Source organism: Paenibacillus sp. FSL P2-0322 (assembly GCF_037975315.1).
Taxonomy (GTDB): Bacteria; Bacillota; Bacilli; order Paenibacillales; family Paenibacillaceae; genus Paenibacillus; species Paenibacillus polymyxa_B.
Genome location: NZ_CP150243.1, coordinates 2,835,832 through 2,857,686, shown reverse-complemented (window position 1 = coordinate 2,857,686; position 21,855 = coordinate 2,835,832). Strand labels below are relative to the sequence as shown.

4 protein-coding genes are annotated in these 21,855 nt (G+C 46.0%); all 4 read right to left on the bottom strand.

From position 1 onward, the window contains the following. Positions 1-26: 26 nt before the first annotated feature. The 4 genes from MKY24_RS12550 to fabD all read right to left on the bottom strand — a co-directional run bounded on the left by MKY24_RS12550 (position 27) and on the right by fabD (position 21,668). The gene (locus tag MKY24_RS12550; protein ID WP_071558746.1) at positions 27-4,652 is read right to left on the bottom strand and encodes a non-ribosomal peptide synthetase; all 4,626 of its coding nucleotides are present in this window, start codon (positions 4,650-4,652) and stop codon (positions 27-29) included. A 23-nt stretch (positions 4,653-4,675) separates the two neighbouring features. Next, a complete protein-coding gene (locus MKY24_RS12545) occupies positions 4,676-13,558 on the bottom strand; it encodes an amino acid adenylation domain-containing protein (RefSeq protein ID WP_339202150.1) in 8,883 nt (2,960 codons plus the stop codon). A gap of 822 nt (positions 13,559-14,380) precedes the next feature. Then, the gene (locus MKY24_RS12540) at positions 14,381-20,473 is read right to left on the bottom strand and encodes an aminotransferase class III-fold pyridoxal phosphate-dependent enzyme (protein WP_339202149.1); all 6,093 of its coding nucleotides are present in this window, start codon (positions 20,471-20,473) and stop codon (positions 14,381-14,383) included. Further along, entirely contained in the window at positions 20,448-21,668 is a 1,221-nt protein-coding gene (gene fabD / locus MKY24_RS12535; RefSeq protein WP_053326567.1) for an ACP S-malonyltransferase, read from the bottom strand. Before fabD ends, MKY24_RS12540 begins: the two co-directional genes overlap by 26 nt. Positions 21,669-21,855: the final 187 nt, after the last annotated feature.

Below are 21,855 nucleotides of genomic sequence, written 5' to 3'. Positions count from 1 at the left end.
TTTGAGTTTCAACTTGCGGATATCCTTTATTTCAACAGATTTCCCAGCTTATCCGATAATCGGCTTGATATTTGTTCAAATTGCCCCATAGACAATTGATTATATGTAAAATCCGTAGGGCTGCGCTCCGCCTGATCCTTAGTGCAACAATGATGGATAATATTCAATAGATGTTTTTTAAAGCCGATCGTTAATCGCTCTACCGTCGCTGCACCATATTCAAGCCCGTTATATTCAAATCCAAACCGAAGGATTCCGTTCGTTATCATGCCGTTAATGTCAAATGTATTCGTCTTTTCCGCACGCGGGCTTCTCTCACCATTGGCTAAGTCTGCTAATCGAGAAATACGCCAAGGCATGTCTGCGCTGTTTTCTTCGTCGAATTGTCCCAAATAATTGAAGCTAATTTCCGGGAATGGTGTTGCGACTAGAGAAGCGGATTTAGTCTGGTCTTTGGTCAAATAACGTAAAATACCATAACCGATTCCCTTATTAGGCACCCGCCGCAGCTTATCTTTAACCATTTTGATCTGATAGGCCAAATTTTCGGGTCTGTTGACCTCGATTACAAAAGGATACAGGGAGGTAAACCAGCCGACTGTACGAGAGATGTCCAAATCTTTAATGATCTCCTCCCTGCCGTGCCCCTCCAGCAAAATCGGGATTTCGTTGTAACCGCTCCAATCATAAAAAGCCAGACCCAAGGCTGTAAGTAACAGATCATTCATTTCCGTATGATAGGCATGATGTACATGCTTCAACAGCTTTTCCGTCTCATCCCTGCTGAGTACCACCTCCGCTTGGCGTCGATCTTGCATCAGGCTAACCGCGATTTCATGATCTCTTGGCAACCGACGTATCCTGCGTGAATCTACATTGTTCCAGTAGCTGATTTCTTGGCGTACCTGTACACTTTCGGCGTAAGTGGTCAGTCCTGAAGCCCACTCTTTGTAAGCATCCGTCTTGGCAGGCAGATTCGGCATCTCACCGCGAGCTACCTGATCATAGGCGGTGCCCAAATCTTCCAGCAAAATTCTCCAAGACACACCGTCTACAATAAGATGGTGGATAACGATCATCAGATGATCTTCACCGGACAAATGGAATAAAGCCAAACGTATGAGAGGACCTCGTTGCAGATCCAAACTGCTTTGCAGCTCATCGCCAATGTGTCGGATTTCTTCTTCAGGCTGGCTTGATTGTGTCAAATCATAGCTCGTTAATGTAAAGAACTCACCTTCGTTCACTCCCCTGTTATAGGCGGAGGCTCCCTTTTCCTCTTCCACAAAAATGATGCGTAATGCATCGTGATGGGCTACCAGCTTGTCCATAGCGTTTTTCAGCCATAATTCATTCCATCCTCTATCATTTTGCAGCATGACCGCCTGATTATTATGGTGACGATCTCTCCGATGATGCTGAAAAAAATCGAGTTGAATGGGTGTCAATTCTACCTCACCCTCTACAATCCCCTGGGGAATGATACGGGTGATTTTTTTTATAAACGGTGCTATCAAGTGAATTTCAGGGTAACGGAATAAGTCCTTTACTTCCATTTTTAGGCCTTTGGCATTTAAGCGGATTGCAATTTGCAATGCTTTAATCGAGTCCCCGCCAAGCTCGAAAAAGTTGTTGTGTAATCCAATTGGTTTAACACCAATCACTTCTTCCCAGATCAAAGCAATTGTTTTTTCCAATTCATCCTGTGGTGCCTCATATATGCTATCCACCGATGCTATTTCATCTGGTTCGGGCAGATTGGATCGGTCTATTTTCCCGTTATGGGTCAATGGCAACTGTTCCAATACAATGATTTGGGCTGGAACCATGTAGACTGGTAACTGCTGAGCCAGTTTATCTCGCAGCATGTCTTTCTCAGCTGCACCTGCAACATAGGCGCATAAGTACTTTTGTCCCGCCGTGTCCAGTCGATCAACTACAACCGCCTGGCGTACTCCTTCCGTTTCGAGCAAAATAGATTCGATTTCTCCAGGCTCAATCCGGTATCCGCGAATTTTATATTGGTAGTCAGCTCGCCCGATAAAATCAATATTCCCATCTGGCTGCCAGCGCGCCAGATCCCCCGTACGATACAAGCGTCCACCGGGCGAGAACGGATCAGACACGAACTTCTCCGCCGAAAGCTCCGGTCTGTTCAGATATCCCCGCGCTACAGAAGCTCCACCAATACACAGCTCGCCCGTTACACCGACAGGGACCGGACGCATCTTGTCATCAACAATATATAACTTATGATTCGGTAGAGCTCTGCCGATAGGGACAATACCGGACAGAGGCAATTTTTCCAGCTCGTCCTCATAAAAGCTAGATTCGATTGCGGCTTCGGTAACTCCATACGTATTAATAATCCGCATCTTGCTGCCAAAACGGGTCAACATCTTACGGTAATCTGCAACAGCCAAGCTATCTGCTCCAGTAGTAAGCAGCTTTAGGGAACTGATATTTGTACCATGCTCATAGATGTAATTCAATAGCAGAGATAAAAGCACAGGAGGCGTCTCAAACGTAGTAATCTCCTGCTGCTCCAACAGTGTAGCCAGGGTAGCTGGATCATTTCTCACGTTTTCAGGACAAATGACCAAGGTACCTCCATTGACAAATGCCTTGGCCAAATCGCATGCAAACACATCAAACGACATGCTTGCAATTTGCAGTAGCTTAACAGGGAAATCTTTAAATCCTTGGCTGTGTCTGTAACCGAGTGCGGTGTTGACATATTGTTGATGTTCAACCATAACGCCTTTGGGCTTACCTGTGGTACCCGATGTATAAATGACATACGCCAAAGAGCTGGGCTCATATGTGGAGATATACTGCTTGTTCGAATCCATCTCGGGCTGGAGTGGCAAGGTAGCGAGATCGACTACCTCGCCCATAAAATCCATTGTTTTCAGCCAGCCCGTCAGGTGAGATTGCGTAAGCACAATCGTCGTTCCACAGTCACGCAGCATATATTCAATACGCTCTTCTGGATACACGGGATCTACTGGCACATAGGCAGCTCCGGCTTTCATAATTCCCAGCACCGCCACTATCATCTCAACAGACCTGTCAACCATGACAGCGACCAGACTCTCCCGTGTAATTCCACGCTTCTGCAAAAAATGGGCAAGAGCGTCCGCTCTATCATTGAGTTGTCTGTAAGTGAGCATCGTATCTTCATATATGACGGCTGCTAGTTCTGGTGTACGCTCCGTCTGCGCTTCGAATAGCCCGTGAAAAGTAAGTGCAGGAAACTGGACAGCGGGTCCGCTCCATATTTTCGTCAAATTAGCCTCTTCTTCGGTTGTTAACAGCCGAACGTCACGGAGGCAAACATCTGCATTGCTGGCAACTTGGAGGAAGACATGCTTCAAATGATGGGCCAGATGCTTCATCGCTTCACTGTTGTATACCTTGCCGTTATAGGACAATATGAAACTCATTGCCTTCTTGTCTTCAACTTCAATATTAAAGTCATACGGTATTTCTTCGAATAACCGGGCGTCCTCAATAATGAATCCAAGTTTGTCTTGCCAGTCCCGTCTCCCGATCATGTTTTCCAGCGGATAGTTCTCGAATACAACGATATGATCAAGCAAGCGTTGCTTGAGTGCAGATTGCGACTGGATTTCAGCAAGTGAACAGTATCCGTTCATCCTTCCTTGGACAGAGGCTCTCTGGACATCGCGCAACAATTCAACAAAACTCTTTTCTTCATTTAATCTAATTCGTAATGGAATAGTGTTAATGAACAATCCCACAATTCGCTCTACTTCATCCAATTCCGACGGGCGGCCAGATACCACCGTGCCAAAAACTACGTCCTTGCTTCCGTTGTAACGGCCAAGTACAATTCCCCAGGCGGCCAGAAAAAGACTGCTGAGCGTGGTCCCATTGCATTCAGCAATCGCACGCAAAGTGCTGGTCTCTTTTTCCGTCAGCGTCGTTCTATATTCCTGCAGCAGATAGCCGCCTTTTTCAGGAGTTGTAGCTGAAGTTTTTAGCATCGGAAGTCCAGCCGTTTGTTCGTAACCTTGTAATACAGAACTCCAGTAGTCCTTGGCCGCCTCCTGATCCTGTTCTTCAAGCCAGTCGGCATACCCGGTGTAAGGTCGTGGTTCAGGCAATTGAACGGAACGGCCTGTACGATAGGCCTCATAGGCCGTTAACAACTCGTCCATTATGATGCCAAGACACCAGCCGTCCATAATAATATGGTGAAAACTTAAAAGCAACGTATAAGCATCTTTATCCGTTTGGAGTACAGCCATCCGGATGAGCATATCCCTGCTCAAATCGTAATGGGTGTTACGGTCCACATCCATAAATCTACGAATAGCGTCGGCTTGCTCCTTTCCGGTCAGCTCTGTCATATTTTCGTAAGTAATCGCCGTGTTTCGCTTTTTAAAGACAATCAGCCGCGAACGAGAAGCGGATTTATGATAAATGTTCGAGCGCAGCGTTTCATGACGCTGAACCAGTAGCTGAAAGCTTTTTTGCAGGGCATTCCAATCCAAATCTCCCCGAATAGAAATACGTAATTGCTCGTAATAAGCCTGTGATTCTGGTTCCATCAGCGCATGAACGAGCATTCCTTCCTGTAAGGGAGTCAAGTTGACCACTTTTTCAATTTCAAGTCCTTTGATCATGGATATCCTCCTCGTACGAATCGTTATAGATTCTCATAAAACTGCCTCATGTCTTCAAACTCATCCAGATCCAAACCACGTGCTCCCACATCCGATGGTGTTAGTTGCCGTTCGGATTGGTCCAGACAATGCTGAATAATGCCCGACAAATGATGTTCAAAACGCAACAGAAGCATTCGGATAGTATCTGCTTCATACGCGTGATGGTTATAAAGCATGCAGATGGAAAGCTTACCGTCTTTCAGCCGCCCATCCAGATAGAGGGGATAGGCTAAATCTGAAATGCTACAATTCTGGCTGGACCATAATTCAACATCCATAGGCGATGTATGAAAGTGAGAGGAACTGACCGATTCAGAATGAATCAAGCGGAAGCCAATTTCCGGGTAATACTTAGCATTAAATTCCGATCTGCCGGAGGTTGCAGAACCATATTTTAGTAATCCATATCCTAAACCCTGGTTGGGCACTTGCCGGACCGTCTCCTTTACGTTTCTGAGCAAAAGAGAACTGTCTTCCCCAGGCTCCATGTCCAAAACAAGCGGATATATGGAACCGAATTGACCTACGGTTCTTGAAAGGTCCGGTTTGTCCGAAGTCACAGTTTGTTGCTCCCGATCATAATGTTCAAATCCAATGGCAATCTTAGACTGTCCGGACCATTCCACTATAGTCAGTCCCAATGCAGCAAGCAGTAACTCAGCGGTCACCGTATTATAGGTTTGGTTAGCCCGTGTCAACAGCTGACTTGTTTTCTCGTCCGAAAGCTGTACGATGCAATTTTCTACTGGACGAAGTGTTTCGGAATCGGAATGTGCAGGTGTATCATGGTCCTTCGGTATAAATTCTCCATCAAAATTAACCTTATCCAGCCAGTAGAGTTTCTCTTTGGCCAGCTTTTTGCTGTCTGCATAGTCTTCTAGCCACCGCATCCATGAGCGGTAAGAATCTGTTTTGTCAGGAAGCACTATCGGTTCCCCGTTGAGAGCTTGTTCATAGGCAGTTGTGAAATCCTCAAGCAGGATACGCCAAGATGTGGGATCAGCCACTAGCGGATCTACAGAAAGGAAGAACTGGTCGGGGCCCGACATCCGGAATAAGCCTGCGCGTACTCTGGGTCCCTCAAACATTCCATAACTGTTTTGAATCCGGAAGCATTCGCTCTGTAATTGCTTGCTAGCTTCATGGTCATCATCTGCAAGAAAGAACACATCAAGTGTGAACATTTCTTCATTTTCATCTCGGTATATAAGGGTAGACGGTTCGTCGATCGACGCCAGACCAAGCCGCAATACCTCGTGATGAGTAGTTAATGTTTGCAGCACAGACCGCAATAGATCCTCATCGAAGTCCGGGTTGCCTGCAAATAGCATGGATGTTGCCGTCCGCAAGGTGTAAAATGTGCCCAGTTCATTCAACTGCCGCTGAATCGATGTTATTGGAATCTCTCCATGTATCGAATTCTGGTCTGTGTAGCGGAACAAAGTTGTCACAAGCTTGCTGAGATCCTCAATGAACGGGTGCTCCATCAAAAGAGAAATGTCAAGGGAATAACCATGCTGACGCAGGCGTGAGGCCACCTGAACAGCCTTAATAGAATCGCCGCCAAGCAGAAAAAAATGATCTCGAACGCCTATATGATCACTTCCCAAAACGTCTTGCCATACCATAACCAACGCCTTTTCCACATCATTTCTCGGAGCAACATAATCCGTTTGCAAAGAGTCATGTCGGTCCGGCTCAGGTAACGCTTTTCGGTCCGTTTTTCCATTGGATGTAAGAGGAAGCTGCTGCATTGGCACCACATATGCTGGAATCATATAAAACGGTAGCTTTTGCTTGAGCGCATTCTGCACGTCCAGCGGACTTAATGGCTCAGAAGCCACAAAGTATGCACACAAATCCTTGTAGCCGTCTTTGTTCTCCCGCGCTACGACTACTGCTGATTGGATTCCGTCTATAGACAGCAACTGCGCTTCGATCTCGCCCAGTTCAATACGATATCCTCTCACTTTTACCTGTTGATCGATCCGACCCAGATACTCAATGTTGCCATCAGGCATCCAACGCGCCAAATCTCCTGTGCGGTACATCCGCTCATAATCCTCCGCTCCGCTGTTAAACGGATTGGCAGCGAACTTCTCCTTGGTCAATTCCGGTCTATTAAGATAGCCACGGGCTACTCCTATACCACTGATACAAAGTTCTCCCACCACTCCAATCGGCTGCAATCGCTCCGTACCTTCCTGTACAACATACAATTGAATATTATCAATCGGTTTACCGATCGGGATCACCGAGTGCTCTTCCACAGGCTCGCATTCAAAGAATGAAACGTCTACAGTAGCTTCTGTTGGACCATACAAGTTAATTAGTTTTGCGCTTCCAATCCCTGACATAATTCGATAGAAACGCGCCACCTGCTGAGGAGGCAATGCTTCACCGCTGGCAAATACATGTTTTAACGTTTTCAATTGTGCTTGCACCGTTTCCCTTGGTTGCTGCTCCAGATATTCCAGAAAAATATGCAGCATCGCGGGTACAAAATGAAGGGTGCTCACCTTGTCTTCATTAATCGTGTTCAGGATCTGTTCGGGAGACTTTTCTCCACCGATTGGCAACAAGCTTACTTTTGAGCCCACCATCGACCACCAGAACAACTCCCATACGGATACGTCAAAAGTAAAGGCAGTTTTTTGCAAAATCGTATCTTCTTCGCTCAGCCCATATCTATTGTGCATCCAGCAGAGCCGATTCACGACTGAGCGGTGCTCAACAATAACCCCTTTCGGTTTCCCTGTGGAACCGGATGTGTAGATGATATAGGCCGCATGGTTTGGTTCTGCTACAGGCGCAAGGTTGGAGGCATCTTCATGCCAGCTACTCATGCAGTCGGTCGTAGGCTCCGTCGATCTGGACGTTTGAGAAACCATGATCGTGGGAGCATAATCCAACACCATTACCTTGCAGTCCGCATATTGCTTCAGCTGTTCTGCAAACTGTGGTTGTGTCAGCACCAGTTGTGTTCTCGAATCTTCAAGCATATATTGAATTCTTTCCTGTGGGTATCCCGGATCAATGGGTACATAAGCTCCACCTGCTTTTAGAATTGCATAGATGCCAATCATCATCTCAGGTGAACGCTGAGCGATAATCCCCACCGGCTGATCCGGTCCCACTCCATCCGCCCGCAGCGTTCGCGCTAAACGATTCGCCAGCTCATTTAACTCTTGGTAAGTCATACACTTATCTCCAAATATGATTGCCATGTCATCTGGAGTCCTGCTAACCTGCTGCTCAAACCTTCCGTGAATCGTTGCATCCCGCGGAAAATAGGCAGAGGTGTTGTTGAACTCATATAGTAATAAGTGCTTATCTTCTTCTGTCAGCATATCCATGTCAGCCAAGCGAATTCCGACATCTTGAGTTACGATTTCCAACACTTTTATATAATGGAGGGCAAATCGCTCAATCGTCTCCAACTTAAATAGGCTGGTCGCATACTCCCAGGTTAAAGTTAACTGGTCTTGAGTTTCCGTTACATGTAATGAAAGATCGAACTTCGATACACCTAAATTAAACTCATTCGGTTGCAAACGAAGTCCGCCGAGTTCAATGACCTCTGTTCCCTTATTTTGCAGACTGAACATCGTATCAAAGATGGGATTGCGGCTTACATCGCGTACTCGATCCAGTTTGTCGACCAGTTGGTCAAATGGATATTCCTGGTGCTCCAACGCAAGCAGAGTGTTATGTTTGACGTCCTCCAGAAAAGCACTGAATGGCTGGGATGCCAGCGGTCGATTACGGAGAACTAAAGTATTCACAAATATGCCGATCATTGCTTCCGTATCCGCATGCCCTCTACCCGCTGCCGGTGTACCTACGAGGAAGTCCTCTTGCCCGGAGTATTTGCTTAACAGCACATTATAAGCTGCCAAAAGCACCATAAAGAGCGTTGCTCCCGTGTCTCTTGTCAATTGATTAAGTCTATCCGTCAGCTTGGATTGCACAATGAAGGTAAGGCTGTCCCCTGCGAAGCTCTGACTTGACGGACGAGCAAAGTCAGTTGGCAGGTCCAATACAGGGAGCTCGCCATCCAACGTGTCTAACCAAAATGCTTCATCCTTTGCTTGGCTGTCTCCGACATAATGTTGTTTTTGCCAAACGACATAGTCTTTGTAGTGCACGTCAACGGGGGCAAGTGGCACACCCTGATACCGCGTGCTGATCTCATCCATTAATACTGCCATCGAGAAGCCGTCTGAAATGATATGGTGCATATCGATCAGCAACATAAACTGGTCACGATGGATTGCGAACAGCTCAGCACGAATTAAAGGAGCCTTACTCAGGTCAAAAGGCTGAATAAACAGTTCACGGGCGTGATTAGCATCCTCTTCGGAAATTGGAGTAACAGGAATGTCCAGTGAAAGCATATCCTGTACCTTCTGCACGGTTTCCCCGTCTACTATCTCAAAATACGTCCGAAAGGATTCATGCCGTGAAAAAACCTCCTTCACTGCATCAATGAACCTGGAAACGTGTAACTCTCCCTCTATATGCAGTTGACCTGATACATGATACGCTGCACCTCCACCCAGTTGATCCAGCACATACATTCTTTTTTGAGCGGGAGATACCGGATAAAAGGGCTGTAAATCTGCCCGAACAAGCGGCTCAAACTTTCGCTTTTGTCCTCCTTTTACATGTGCAGCCAGTTGTGCAATCGTTTGCAAATGTAAAATTTGTACCAGCGGAATATATACTTCGAATTCCTTGTTAATTCTGCTTAGAAGAACAGTCGCTTTTAAAGAGTCTCCACCCATTTGAAAAAAATTATCGTTGTATCGGATATCAGATACATTTAAAACTTCCTTACATATAGATATCAGTTTGTCCTCAGTCATATTGCCGTCAGAAACCTGCTTCTGCGAGTCCTCTATCTTGATATCTTCTGGTTTCGGCAATAATTGAAAATCCGGCTTCCCATCAGCCAAAAGAGGGATGCTATCCATCAGAACCCAAAAACGAGGTTGCCCATAATCAGGAAGTATTGAGCTAACACTCTCTTGCAGCTTCGCTATATCCCACGAATTAGAATTATTGTCCACTATATAAGCCACTAGATACGAAGAGTTACTGCTCTCACCGTCTTTTCGTGCCGTCAAAACACAGGCATCCAAATCCAGTGCTTGCAAAAGATGTTTCTCTATCTGCTCAAGATTCACGTGATGCCCGCGAATAAGAACATCTCGGTCGGCTGCACCGATATGTCTAATTCTCCCTCCAACCTCGATATAAGCCCATTCCAACGTCGTTCCCAGTAAACCAGCGGATGTGGCCAAATATACTTGTCCGATGGTACCCGTAGGAGACGGATGTTTATATTTGTCCAGGACACAAGGATAATTCCCTTTAGAATCCGCGTATGTCGCCCACACTTCCAGAAGCCGCTTCCTTTCCGTACTTCGAAGCAAAGACAGCGCAGATACACGCATTCCGTCTTCCTGCACAATCGAGCTCAGCAGATGTAAAAAGTATTGCGCCCATACTTCCATAGTGTCTTGTTGAAAAAGACTCGCAGCATAGTCAAAATCAAGCCGCAACTGCTGACCAGACTCCGTAACATTCAGAAACAACTCATATTGACAGGACAATATTTCATGCTCCAACAATTCTGTTTCCAGTCCGTAATAGTGAAACTCTGGAATGGGCCTATCCATATTGAACAATACTTTAAGGACGGGCAAATGGCTTAATCCTATCTGGGCAAGTCCGGCAAAGCTGTATTTCTGATAAGCATCCAGCGTATGCATTACTCGCTTGACCGTCTGTGTGAATTCCGTGAACGTTGCTCCAGAGTCTACCTCACAAATCACTGGAAGCAAGTTAACGCAGTTGCCAATTAGCGGGGACACACCCATATGAGATTGCCCTGCGGTTGGAATACCTACCATTATTTGATTTTGGCCTGTCAGTCTGTGCAAGAAAAGCTGAAAAACAGACAATAAAGTCACAAATAAGCTGTTGCCAAGCCGAATACTGACTGATTTCAGTTGCTTCACCAGAGGCGCATCCACCACAATGGTGTGCCGTGCTCCGCGCGAAGAAGGAAAACTGATGTTGCGTTGGATAGACGGCAAGTCAAGGGCGGGCAATGGCTTCGCAAGTACATCTGACCAAAAGGCAAGGGCAGCCGCTCCGCCTGCCTCTAACTGGTTTTGCTGCCATGCTGCGAAATCTCGGAACGGAACAGGATCGGGAAGCGTGCAGTGTTCCCCTCGTACACAAGCTGAATAAAATCGTTCCAATTCATGGAAAAATACACCTATGGACCAGCCATCTGCAATCAGATGATGAAATGTAAATGCAGCGATGTGCTTCTCATTCGACGTTTTTAAAAGCTGGATACGGAATAAAGGTTCCCCCCCACTTATTGGGAATACGGTCTCCCTGTCCTTGTCCATCCAAGCACGGATATCATGTTTCTGTTCCTCTACAGAAAGACTGCTGATATCATGTAGCGGAATGCGGACAGCCATTGCCGGGGCGATGATCTGCGTTTCTCCGTCCTCCCCCATAAAGGTGCGTAAGGCTTCGTGGCGTTTAACGATGCAATGGACAGCCTCATTAAATTCCTTAACATGTAGCGGACCCCGGAAACGCAGTAAAACAGTCTCATGAAGCGACTGCGATTCCTTTGAATCCCAGACTGAGGCGAACCATAATTGCTTCTGATCCGGAGTCAGCTTAATCGTCGATTCCTTAAGGTTTGCAGTTGCAGTTTCAGGAAAAAAATCCTTATTTAGATCGTTTGCATGAGGGTGCAGATCCGGCAGAAATCCTCCTTTGCGCAGCTCATTAACGCTCTCTTTAATTGCCTGTACAATCCGCTCTATATCTTCCGAAGTATGAGCCGTTGACAAAAAACAGTTCCGGCCTTCCCATATATAAATTCCTTTATCCAGCATGTGATAGAAGAATAGTTCCAAGTCACCTTTAAGGACGAAGCGGAACAAGGAACCGAAGTAAACGACCTGTATAGGTATCTGTTCCTCCGTAAAATAGTGATTCAGTTCTGCTGCGAGCGCCTTCGTACGACTATTCAGCTCGTTATGCAGTTGCCCCCTGTCCTTCTCCAACCGCTTTAGTACGGCCAGGGAAGCTGCCATAGCCAGGGGGTGATGGCAAAAAGTTCCCGCTACAAACGTCCGCTGTTGCTCATGCGGTGGATAAGAGTCATCTCCGAAGTTCCACATTCCTCCATCAATTCCATCCATGAACGATGCTTTCCCTGCCACGATACCGATGGGAAGACCGCCGCCAATGATTTTACCGTAAGTTACAAGGTCGGCTTCAATGCCGTACCACGTCTGCGCACCCCCCGGCTGAATACGGAAGCCCGTAATTACCTCATCAAAAATGAACGCGGCCCCGGATTGCTCCGTAATCTGGCGTACTTCCTTCAGAAAAGCTGCGGGCTGGAAATCAGGGCGACGACTCTGCACTGGCTCTATGAGAACAGCAGCCAGTTCATGGGCATGGGAGCGGATATATTGGAGTGACTCGTCCGTTCCATAGCTGAGCACAACGACATCGTCCACCATGTGCTGTAGTACACCTGGTGCGAGAGGAGTGGAATGTTGTTCCCTGCCATCCGTTGTTCCGCCCAATGCCAATACTCCGTCAAAGGTACCGTGATAGGAACCAGAAAAAATCACCACTTTATCCCGCCCGGTGGCAGCCCGTGCTAACCGAAGGGCAACCATAATCGCCTCTGTCCCCGAGTTATATAGCGCAATTCGTTCCATGCCTGTCATTTGGCAAATTTTTTCGGCAATCTGCCCGGCCATATTGGACATCGGTCCAAGGCACATTCCGTTATGTATTTCCTTTTCTATCGATTCACGAATAAAGGATGGGTTGTGACCAAACAAATTGACCCCAAACCCCATCGTCAAATCAATATATTCATTACCATCCAGATCCCAAATTTTAGAACCCTCTGCACGCTGGGATATAATCTGATACACCATTTCCTTGTGAGCAAGCCTAAATCCGGCCACATTCCGGTTATTGGCGTATACAGACCTGTATTGCTGAGTATACTCTTTGGTCTTTCGTGTGCGCATCGTGTAATGTTCAATCAACTTTTGCAGATGCTTTTCCTGCCTAAGTGAAAGTGAATTATGAGCTTGTACATTTATTTTTTGATAGGGAACAAATGCTTTCGATTTTTTTCTGTCTGGCAAAACAGCTGACACGGAAGCCTGTACGGGGGAAACAGAAGTAACTGTGGCAGCTACCTCCTTCATCGCGGATGGCTGAGGTTCGACAGCAGTTTGTAGTGAAAGCGATTCAGGCATTGCCACTGGTGCAAGCCGAGATTGACACAGTATTTCCATCTGCTGCGACATGAGTTGAAGTTGCATTTCTAAAATTCGTTCTCTCCCCGCAAATACATCCTTATTTGATAGCTCGCTTTCTTGTGGTGCGGGGCCTTCTATAGGGATAGTAGATTTTTGACTCCAGCCCGACAAAACGGAAGGTACCGAAGAAGTGATACTAGACGACACAGCCAGCTGATGCTCCTCCGAATTCTGGAACAATTCTTCAGAGGTCGAGGCTATCCTATCAGCAATATAGTTTGTCAGCAACTCCAGCGTAGTCAGTGATTCAAAAAACTCGTTCATCGGGATATCCAAGCCAAACGTACTTTTAATGCTGTGTCTAACCTGAGACAGAAGAATAGAGTCTAAACCAAGTTCTAAAAAATGTTTTTGCGGCTCTAATTCGTCTGGACTGAGTTGGGATACACTTTCGATTATTTTTGACAGTTTATTAGTAATCGTAGATTTTTGGGGATTGGAAGCAGATTCCGTCGAAAAATACTCATTCACCATCTTTTCAGACTCCTTTACTATGGGGTATTCAAGGAATTAATTTTATCCTTTCCAACTGTGACGCTAGCCTAAAAAGCACGAAATAACCTAGCTAGGGGTACAAGATAAAGTTCTCATAGGAAGGTAAATATGAACGGTCCATTGTATAAGGAACCATCCTTATACTAATAAAATATAATTATCCATCTGGTAAAACGAGGATCTAATTTGTTTTATTAAACCATTAATGGCTAAATTCTTTTATTCAACTTATTATGCAGGATATAGTTTTTTTCCAGTATTGATTCTTAAAAACTCAAATATTTTCTTTTACTCGCTGACATGCGTCCTCATAAAGTTTAAAAGTTATGATACTCAAAGCTTAAATTAAAGACTCAATTTAAAAGTAAATGTTAGAATTCATCATCTAATTTATGACAATTTAATTCGATGAAGCTATACGCATTGTAAGAATTCACGATGACGAATAAAGTTATGTCTGCGCTAGTAAGCTTGAATATGGTTGCTCTTCCCTTTGCGAGCGATTACAACCACTTGCAAAATATGACCTTTGTTGACTCCTGTCGATTCAGCGCAGCCTCACGGCCCACTTTCGATTTTCTTCATCTCCGACTGGCTTTTTCATAACTGATACCCACACTACTAAAAATGCCAAGTCCTAAAAATAGAACCTGACATTTTATCAAATTTGGAGGGTAAAGACGCCGAAGTGCACTTTACTCAATTTTCTGGCAACATCAATACGGGATTGGACAGTTCACTTAACTTCTCACATTAATATACGTTCGCGTATCAAGATGGAAGTCACTTCGTTTCTTGACATTAAGCGAACCAGAACTGCCTTTGATCTGGGGTTAGTGGGATGACCGTTTCATCCACGTCCACTGTCGATACTTCTGAAGGGTCGGCTATAGACACACTTTGCTTACCTGGACCTGGGCCTTTCCCGTTCGGGGTCAGATCAGGCAAGAATCCCCCTTTACGCAGCTCATCCACACTGTCCTTGACAGCTTGTATGATCCGCGCAATATCTTCCTCTGTATGAGCGGTCGACAAGAAGCAGTTCCGCCCTTCCCAGATGTAAATACCCTTTTCCAGCATGTGATAGAAGAAAAGCTCCAGATCACCCTTGAGTACGAAGCGAAATAGTGAACCAAAGTGAACAATCTTCATGGGTATCTGCTCATGGGTAAAGTAACTATTTAACTCTGCTGCCAACGCTGAAGTACGGCTGTTCAACTGATTTTGCAGCTGTTCGCCGTGGTTTTCCAAATAATTCAACACTGCTAGGGATGCCGCCATCGCCAGCGGATGATGACAGAACGTACCGGCTACAAATGTTCGCCGATGCTCATTCTGAGGATAGGAACCATCTCCGAAGCTCCAGGTGCCACCGTCAATCCCATCCATAAAGTCGGCTTTCCCTGCTACGATACCGATTGGCATCCCTCCGCCAATAACTTTACCGTAGGTCACAAGGTCAGCTTGTATTCCAAACCACGCTTGAGCGCCTCCCGGTTGAATTCGGAAGCCTGTAATCACTTCATCAAAAATAAAAGCTGTACCGGATTGCTCCGTGATTTGGCGAACCTCCTGCAAAAAGACCTTCGGCTGAAAATCGGGACGACGGCTTTGCACTGGTTCCACAAGCACAGCAGCCAGCTCATGCCCATGTGTGCGTATATAATCCAGCGATTCGTCCGTTCCATAGTTAAGTACAACGATATCGTCCACCATGTGCCGCAAAATGCCAGGCGCAAGAGGTGTGGAATGCTCCTTATTGTTGCCAGCGCTACCCAACGCAAGCACCCCATCATACGTACCGTGATAGGAGCCGGCAAAAATGGCTACTTTGGCTCGCCCGGTGGCAGCACGCGCCAAACGGAGGGCAACCATAACCGCCTCGGTGCCGGAATTGTACAAAGCGATCCGTTCTACACCGGTCAGCTTGCAAATCTTCTCGGCGACTTGTCCTGCCATGTTGGACATAGGTCCGACACACATGCCGTTCTTTAGCTCTGCCTCAATTTTTTCACGAATAAAGGCTGGATTGTGTCCAAACAGATTAACACCAAAGCCCATGGTCAAATCTACATATTCATTCCCATCCAAATCCCAAATTTTGGACCCGTCTGCACGTTGAGAAACAATTTGATAGACCATTTCCTTCAAAATAGGCCGGAATCCGGCTACATTACGGTTATTCGCGTAGACAGACCGATACTGCTGAGTGTACTGCTTGGTGCTTCGCGTCCGAGCAGTATAGCGCTCAATCAGCTCTTGCAGATGATGTTCTTGGCGGTGTGAAAGCAATTCATGAGCTTTGACCTCCAGCTTTTTATAAGGTGTAAACGGTTTTGCTTCATGGCCTGCCTTCTTCGGAACAGCTAGTACAGGTGGAACTGTCGCTAATGCAGTTGCGACCTCCTGTTTGGTTTCAAAGCTCTCTGCGCTTCCTCTATTTGCTGACGACAAATCCCTTTCCGGTTGAAATGATTGGGAAACGGATGTCGGAGGAGTTGGTTGAGTTCGGAGCACATCAAGCTGCTGTGACATCACGTGCAGCTGCTGCTGCAAAATCTGCTCGATACCAGCAGAAGTCGCTATAACTGATGTGCTTTGAAATGGGTCTTGCCCGGACGTGACTATTCCATGAGGCGATGTACCAATTGCGCTGGAATCCTGCCCTGTCCAGGTTGATACTGTAGTAGCATCTACCCGATTAAGGGGTATTTTCGGTTGGATTTCCACAGCACCAACTGCTGCCTCGTCAGAAACGGAAATACTCACCTGTTCTGCGACGTAGCTAGTCAACAGTTCGAGCGTGGTCAGCGATTCAAAAAATTCATTCATTGGGACATCCAGGTCGAATGTATCCTTGATGCTGTGGCGGACCTGGGACAAATTAATGGAGTCCAGCCCTAGTTCTAGAAAATGTGTTTGCGGTTCCAGTTCCTCAAGACTAAGTTGTGACACATTACCGATCATTTTCGCTAATTTTTGTCCAATGGAAGATTTATACTGTTCAGTAAACGACGCTGACGTCGAATACTCATTCCCCATAGTTTCAAACTCCCTTACTATTGTATTTTTATAAACGGGTGCAGTCTGCTCCGCTCGAACCTGTTCTGGAACATGAATCCAGCACCTTTTCCTTTCAAACGGATACGTAGGCAGAGAAATCCTTTTGTACGGGTGACCTGCGTATAGCGTGTCCCAATCTATTTGTGCGCCCTGTACGTACTTCACTGCTACTTGCTCTAGTGCTTGCAAAGTGTCCGAGCTTCCGACGGCTGTTTCTGTACCACTACTGCTATCTACTTTTCCAATGTATACACCTTCAATGGCCTTGCCCTGCTCATAAAGCTGAAGTAATTTCGCTTTCAGAGCCTCCGCTCCTTCGGCTATCACAGCCACTCGGTATGTTAAGTGGCTTCTGCCCGTGTTAGCCGTATAGCAGACATCCTCCATCGGCAATTCTTCCTCACGTTCAAAGCGATCCACGTACCGTGCAATCAACTCACTTAAAGCTCCTTCAGTTCGCGCCGACAGTGTCAGTAGCAATGGCGATGATCCATTTTTTCGGTCGGTGGTTTCTTGGTCCGCACTCTTTTTCGCTATATATTCTTCCAGCACCACGTGGCAGTTTGTCCCGCTGAAGCCAAAGGAACTCACCCCGCATCTTCTCGGAAATCCGTCTGTCTTCCATTCCCTCAGTCTAGTGTTGGCATACAGCGGAGATTCTTCAAAATGGATGTTCCGGTTGGGTGTGCGAAAATGAACGAGCGGTGCAATCTGTTGATGCTTCATCGACAGCACGCATTTGATCAATCCCGCAATCCCAGCAGCTTCGTATAAATGCCCAATATTCGTTTTGACCGTGCTTATCGCCACAAACTGCTTGCGCTGTGTAAATCTACGGAATGCCTGGGTAATGCCCTTAATTTCAACGGGGTCACCCAACTTGGTGCCAGTACCATGGGCTTCAATATAGCTTACCGTCTCGGGATCGATCCGTGCATCACGCCACGCCTGCGAAATGACTTCTGATTGAGCCAGCGCATTGGGCGCGGAAATTCCAATCGTACTGCCGTCCTGATTAATCGCGCTTCCTTTGATCACACCCAGAATGTGATCTCCGTCTTTTTCCGCTTGGCGAAGCGGCTTTAAGAGAACGGCTCCAACGCCTTCGCCCCAGCCTGTGCCGTCCGACTGATCGTCGAATGCTCGTGCCCGGTCATCGGAGGATTCCATGCCAATGCCAGCTTTCAACGGCAGCAAAATGGTCTTCACTCCACCGGCCAAAGCCATCTCACAGTCTCCATTCAAAATCGACTTACACGCCAGATGTACCGCTACGAGTGACGAGGAGCATGCCGTATCAATGGTCAGTGCTGGGCCTTTTAAATCAAGCAAATACGCAATCCGACTGGAGATAACGGACGGAAGATTGCCTATGCCAAAGTTTGGAATCGCTCCTGGCTCCACTTCGGACAACAATCGTTCATATTCAAAGCTGGTTTTGGAGAATCCAACATACACCCCTACCTTTTTCCCCGACAGCTGTTTTCCTCCATAGCCTGCATCCTCAATCGTGCTCCAAGCAGTTTGCAGAAATAAACGTTGATTCGGGTCCATCAGAGAAGCTTCACGTGGAGTCAGCTTGAAGAAGGTGTAGTCAAATTTGTCCACTTCGTCCAGATAGCCACCTTCGGCGATTTGCATGTTTCGGCCTTCCATATTCAGACGGGAAATAAAAGCTTCGGCATCCTTTTTTCTTTCATCGCTATATGGACTGATATGATCTGTACCGGAAGCTACATTCGCCCAAAACTGCTCCAGTGTATCCGCATGAGGAAACTTACCGGACATGCCAATGATAGCAATATCCAGGTCCTCTACCTCCTCTTTGGATTCCAATTGCGGTGCTGTGTTCACCTTATGACCTAAGCCCTGACTGGATATATATCCAGCTAGCTTGGCGATAGTCGGATAAGAGAAAAAGTCCGTTACCTCAATATGAATCCCGAGTTGTTCCTCTAATTGGTCCACGATCTGAACGAGTTGTAAGGATGTTACGCCGATATCAAAGTAGCTATCTTCCTTCCCAATTGACTGTACATTTAAAATAGCTTGGCAAATCCCAATCAGTTTTTGCTCGATCTCACCTTGAGGTACAGGGGCATCGTTCGCTTCCTGTATATTTCGAGCGGCCTCGGTTAGGGATGCCAAAACTACATCAAATTCTCCCTGCTCGTAGCTCTGAGCCAGCTTGTAGCGCTGAACCTTTCCACTAGTAGTTTTGGGAATACGGCGAATTGGAACTACATCTTGAATATGCCATCCTCCCCGATAATTCAAATGGCTTTTCAGCCTTTGGACTGTTGGCAAAAATAACTCTATTTTTTTCGTGTGCATCACAAAAACAACAATACGATCCTGTCTAGTTTGTGCATCATGTACACCGCAGACAGCTACTTTCCCCAGATCCACCCCGTCCAGTTCCTCTGCAATCCTTTCGATATCATGCGGATAAATGTTCTGGCCGTTCACGAAAATAATATCCTTAGCTCTGCCTGTAATCACCAGTCGTCCGTTTCTCATAAAACCCAAATCTCCGGTAATGAGCCAGCCATCCTCTGTCTTGACCTTTGCGGTAGCCTCAGGATTGTTATAGTACCCAGCAGTCACATTTTTGCCGCAAATTTGGGTGTATCCGATTACATCGTCCTTTAGTACCTGATTTTGCTCATCACAAATGCGAACAGAGGTGCTGGCCATGGGGTAGCCCAAATCCGCAAACGTAAGACAACGCTTATCGGATGAATCTACTTCTTCTATAGGTTCACCTACATGTAGCTGTTGCCGATTTAAATGAATAGTAACAAAATTATCTTTATCCAAAGGTGGAGTGGAGACACCTACGCTGGCCTCTGCCAAGCCGTATACAGGATACATGATATTTTTTTTTAATCCATGTACACTCATGGCTTCCATAAATACATGGCAAAGCTCCACCGATATGGGCTCAGCCCCATTTAAAATCATGCGAACACTTGACAAATCCCAGTTATCCGCTGTTTTGGATTTATATTGATCAAGGAAAAATTTATAACCGAAGTTAGGAGAACAGATTTGAGTCACCTTATGCTCCGACACCTTTTTTAGCCATAATGAAGGACGTCTTATAAAAAGAGCTGTTGGCATAATGAGCTGCTTGGCATGGGCGATGATACAGGTTAAATGAAAAGCGATCAATCCCAAATCATGTGTGAGTGGCATCCAGCCCAGATACGCATCACTTGAAGTCATTCCCGTTTGACTGGCGATATCCCGAATATTGTATACGAGATTCTCATGCGTCAGCATGACTCCCTTGGGATCACCTGTCGAACCAGAGGAAAATTGAATAAACGCCAAATCCTCCGGTCTGGATTGATGAATGGTCCCTTTGTTCTGATCGGAATAATCAAAATCATGGCTAGAAAAGGTCGCTTCTTTCACAGAATCAAAGAAATCCAGCATCTCATGCTGATGAGAATACTTTTCTAACTGCTCTAATACTTTATGATCCGCAATCATGTAAGGGCAAGTAAGGGTACTCCAGATTTTAAATAGCTTCATTTTATGTTCATCATTATTCCCGATACTTACAGGTACGGGGACGATTCCGCCGAGCAGACAGCCCCAAAACACATTCACAAAGGTATGATTGTCTTCAATTTGCATAATTAGCTTATTGCCAGGCTGTACTCCTTTTTCCTGCAATTGATGAAGTACCTGCAGTGCTTGCTCCAGAAGCTGACTGTAGCTTACATACTCCTCCTGTGTATCACCCGAAATGAAAATAATTCCATTTTCAGCTCTACTGGCTCGGTCCTGAATGATTTCAATTAAAGTTTGAAACTGCTCCATCCTGATCCCTCCTCAAAAGGTCTAAAACTTCCTCCTGCTCTCCTGCAGATACTTGTTTGGTTTGCAATATCAGGCGAATACACTCCAGCGCTTCGCGTCTTAGTTCATAAGCAGAAGAAGATTTGCCCGATTCTATGCTTTTGAGTAACTCCTCCAACCTGTGAATAGGTAAAATAACCCCCTTATGATACTCATCCTCATTCCAATTGGCATTGGGTGTAGACACCGCCACCGCCAGCGGTTTGACCAACCAATCACGGATCGAAAAACGACGTTCCAGCTCAATCCGATCCAAGTCTCTGTCCAAGGAAAGCACCTCAAAAGCGATGTTTGTTTCCTTTGCCAAGTTTTTCAGCACCGTTCGCGGTCCTAATTCAATTCCCTGCTTCACCCCATGTTTCTCCATATACTGCATCGTTTGTATCCACCGCACTGGATGGATCATTTGCAAATGCAAACCTTGACGAATGCTGTTGGCATCCGTATATGGCAGTGCTGTAACATTAGAAATGACAGGCCACAGCGGTTCATGAAACGTATATTTTTGCAATTCCAATGCTAATCGGTCAGCAGCATGCTGCATAAGCGGGCTGTGAAAAGGGCCGCTTACCTGCAAACGGGTAATTTGGAACCCACGTTGCTCTAATTGTCCCGCCACCGCAGCAACAGAGGCATGATGACCAGAAACGACGTATTGATAGGAGGAGTTATAACAAGCGATGGAAATAGGCTGACTGGTTACGTCATAGTGATCGCACAGCTCTTCTAGCAGATTTAAATCAGCCCCTCGAACAGCAATCATGCAACCCACTCCGGCCTCTGAAGCTTCTTCCATAAAGCGTCCCCGTTCTTGTACCACCCGCAAAGCATCGCCAAACGATAAGACTCCGCTGCTTACCAATGCAGAATACTCACCCAAACTATGCCCTGCAGAAAATTCGGGAATAATCCCAACATCGTGCATGTAACGTCTGAATGCGATTACACTAATTGTGAGTAGTGCAGGCTGGGTGTAGGATGTTCTGGATAATTGGGAGATGGGTCCTTTCATACATAAAGTTTTCAAATCATACCCCAAAATATCAGCAGCCTCTTCAAAAATGTGACTTGCCTCTGAAAAACCGTCATGCCATGCCGCTCCCATCCCGACATACTGAGATCCTTGTCCCGAAAAAAGCAAAGTCATGCGATTCATGTCCAACCCCTTTCCTCACCATAAAAAAGCGGTAAAACAAATGTTTTATGGGATTCAGATGTTCACATTCCTATGTATTTAAGATAGATACAGCAAAAACAACAAAATGTCTTGCCACAAACAAACAGTAATCGACATGTTAAAGTAAATCGTTTTTGAGTTTCATGATGTAATCAGAAATAAAAGT

Excerpts from the sequence above, each read along its gene's own strand:
- MKY24_RS12550 (WP_071558746.1), bottom strand. The coding sequence starts at position 4,652 with ATGATCAAAGGACTTGAAATTGAAAAAGTGGTCAACTTGACTCCCTTA.
- MKY24_RS12545 (WP_339202150.1), bottom strand. The coding sequence starts at position 13,558 with ATGGTGAATGAGTATTTTTCGACGGAATCTGCTTCCAATCCCCAAAAA.
- MKY24_RS12540 (WP_339202149.1), bottom strand. The coding sequence starts at position 20,473 with ATGGAGCAGTTTCAAACTTTAATTGAAATCATTCAGGACCGAGCCAGT.
- fabD (WP_053326567.1), bottom strand. The coding sequence starts at position 21,668 with ATGAATCGCATGACTTTGCTTTTTTCGGGACAAGGATCTCAGTATGTC.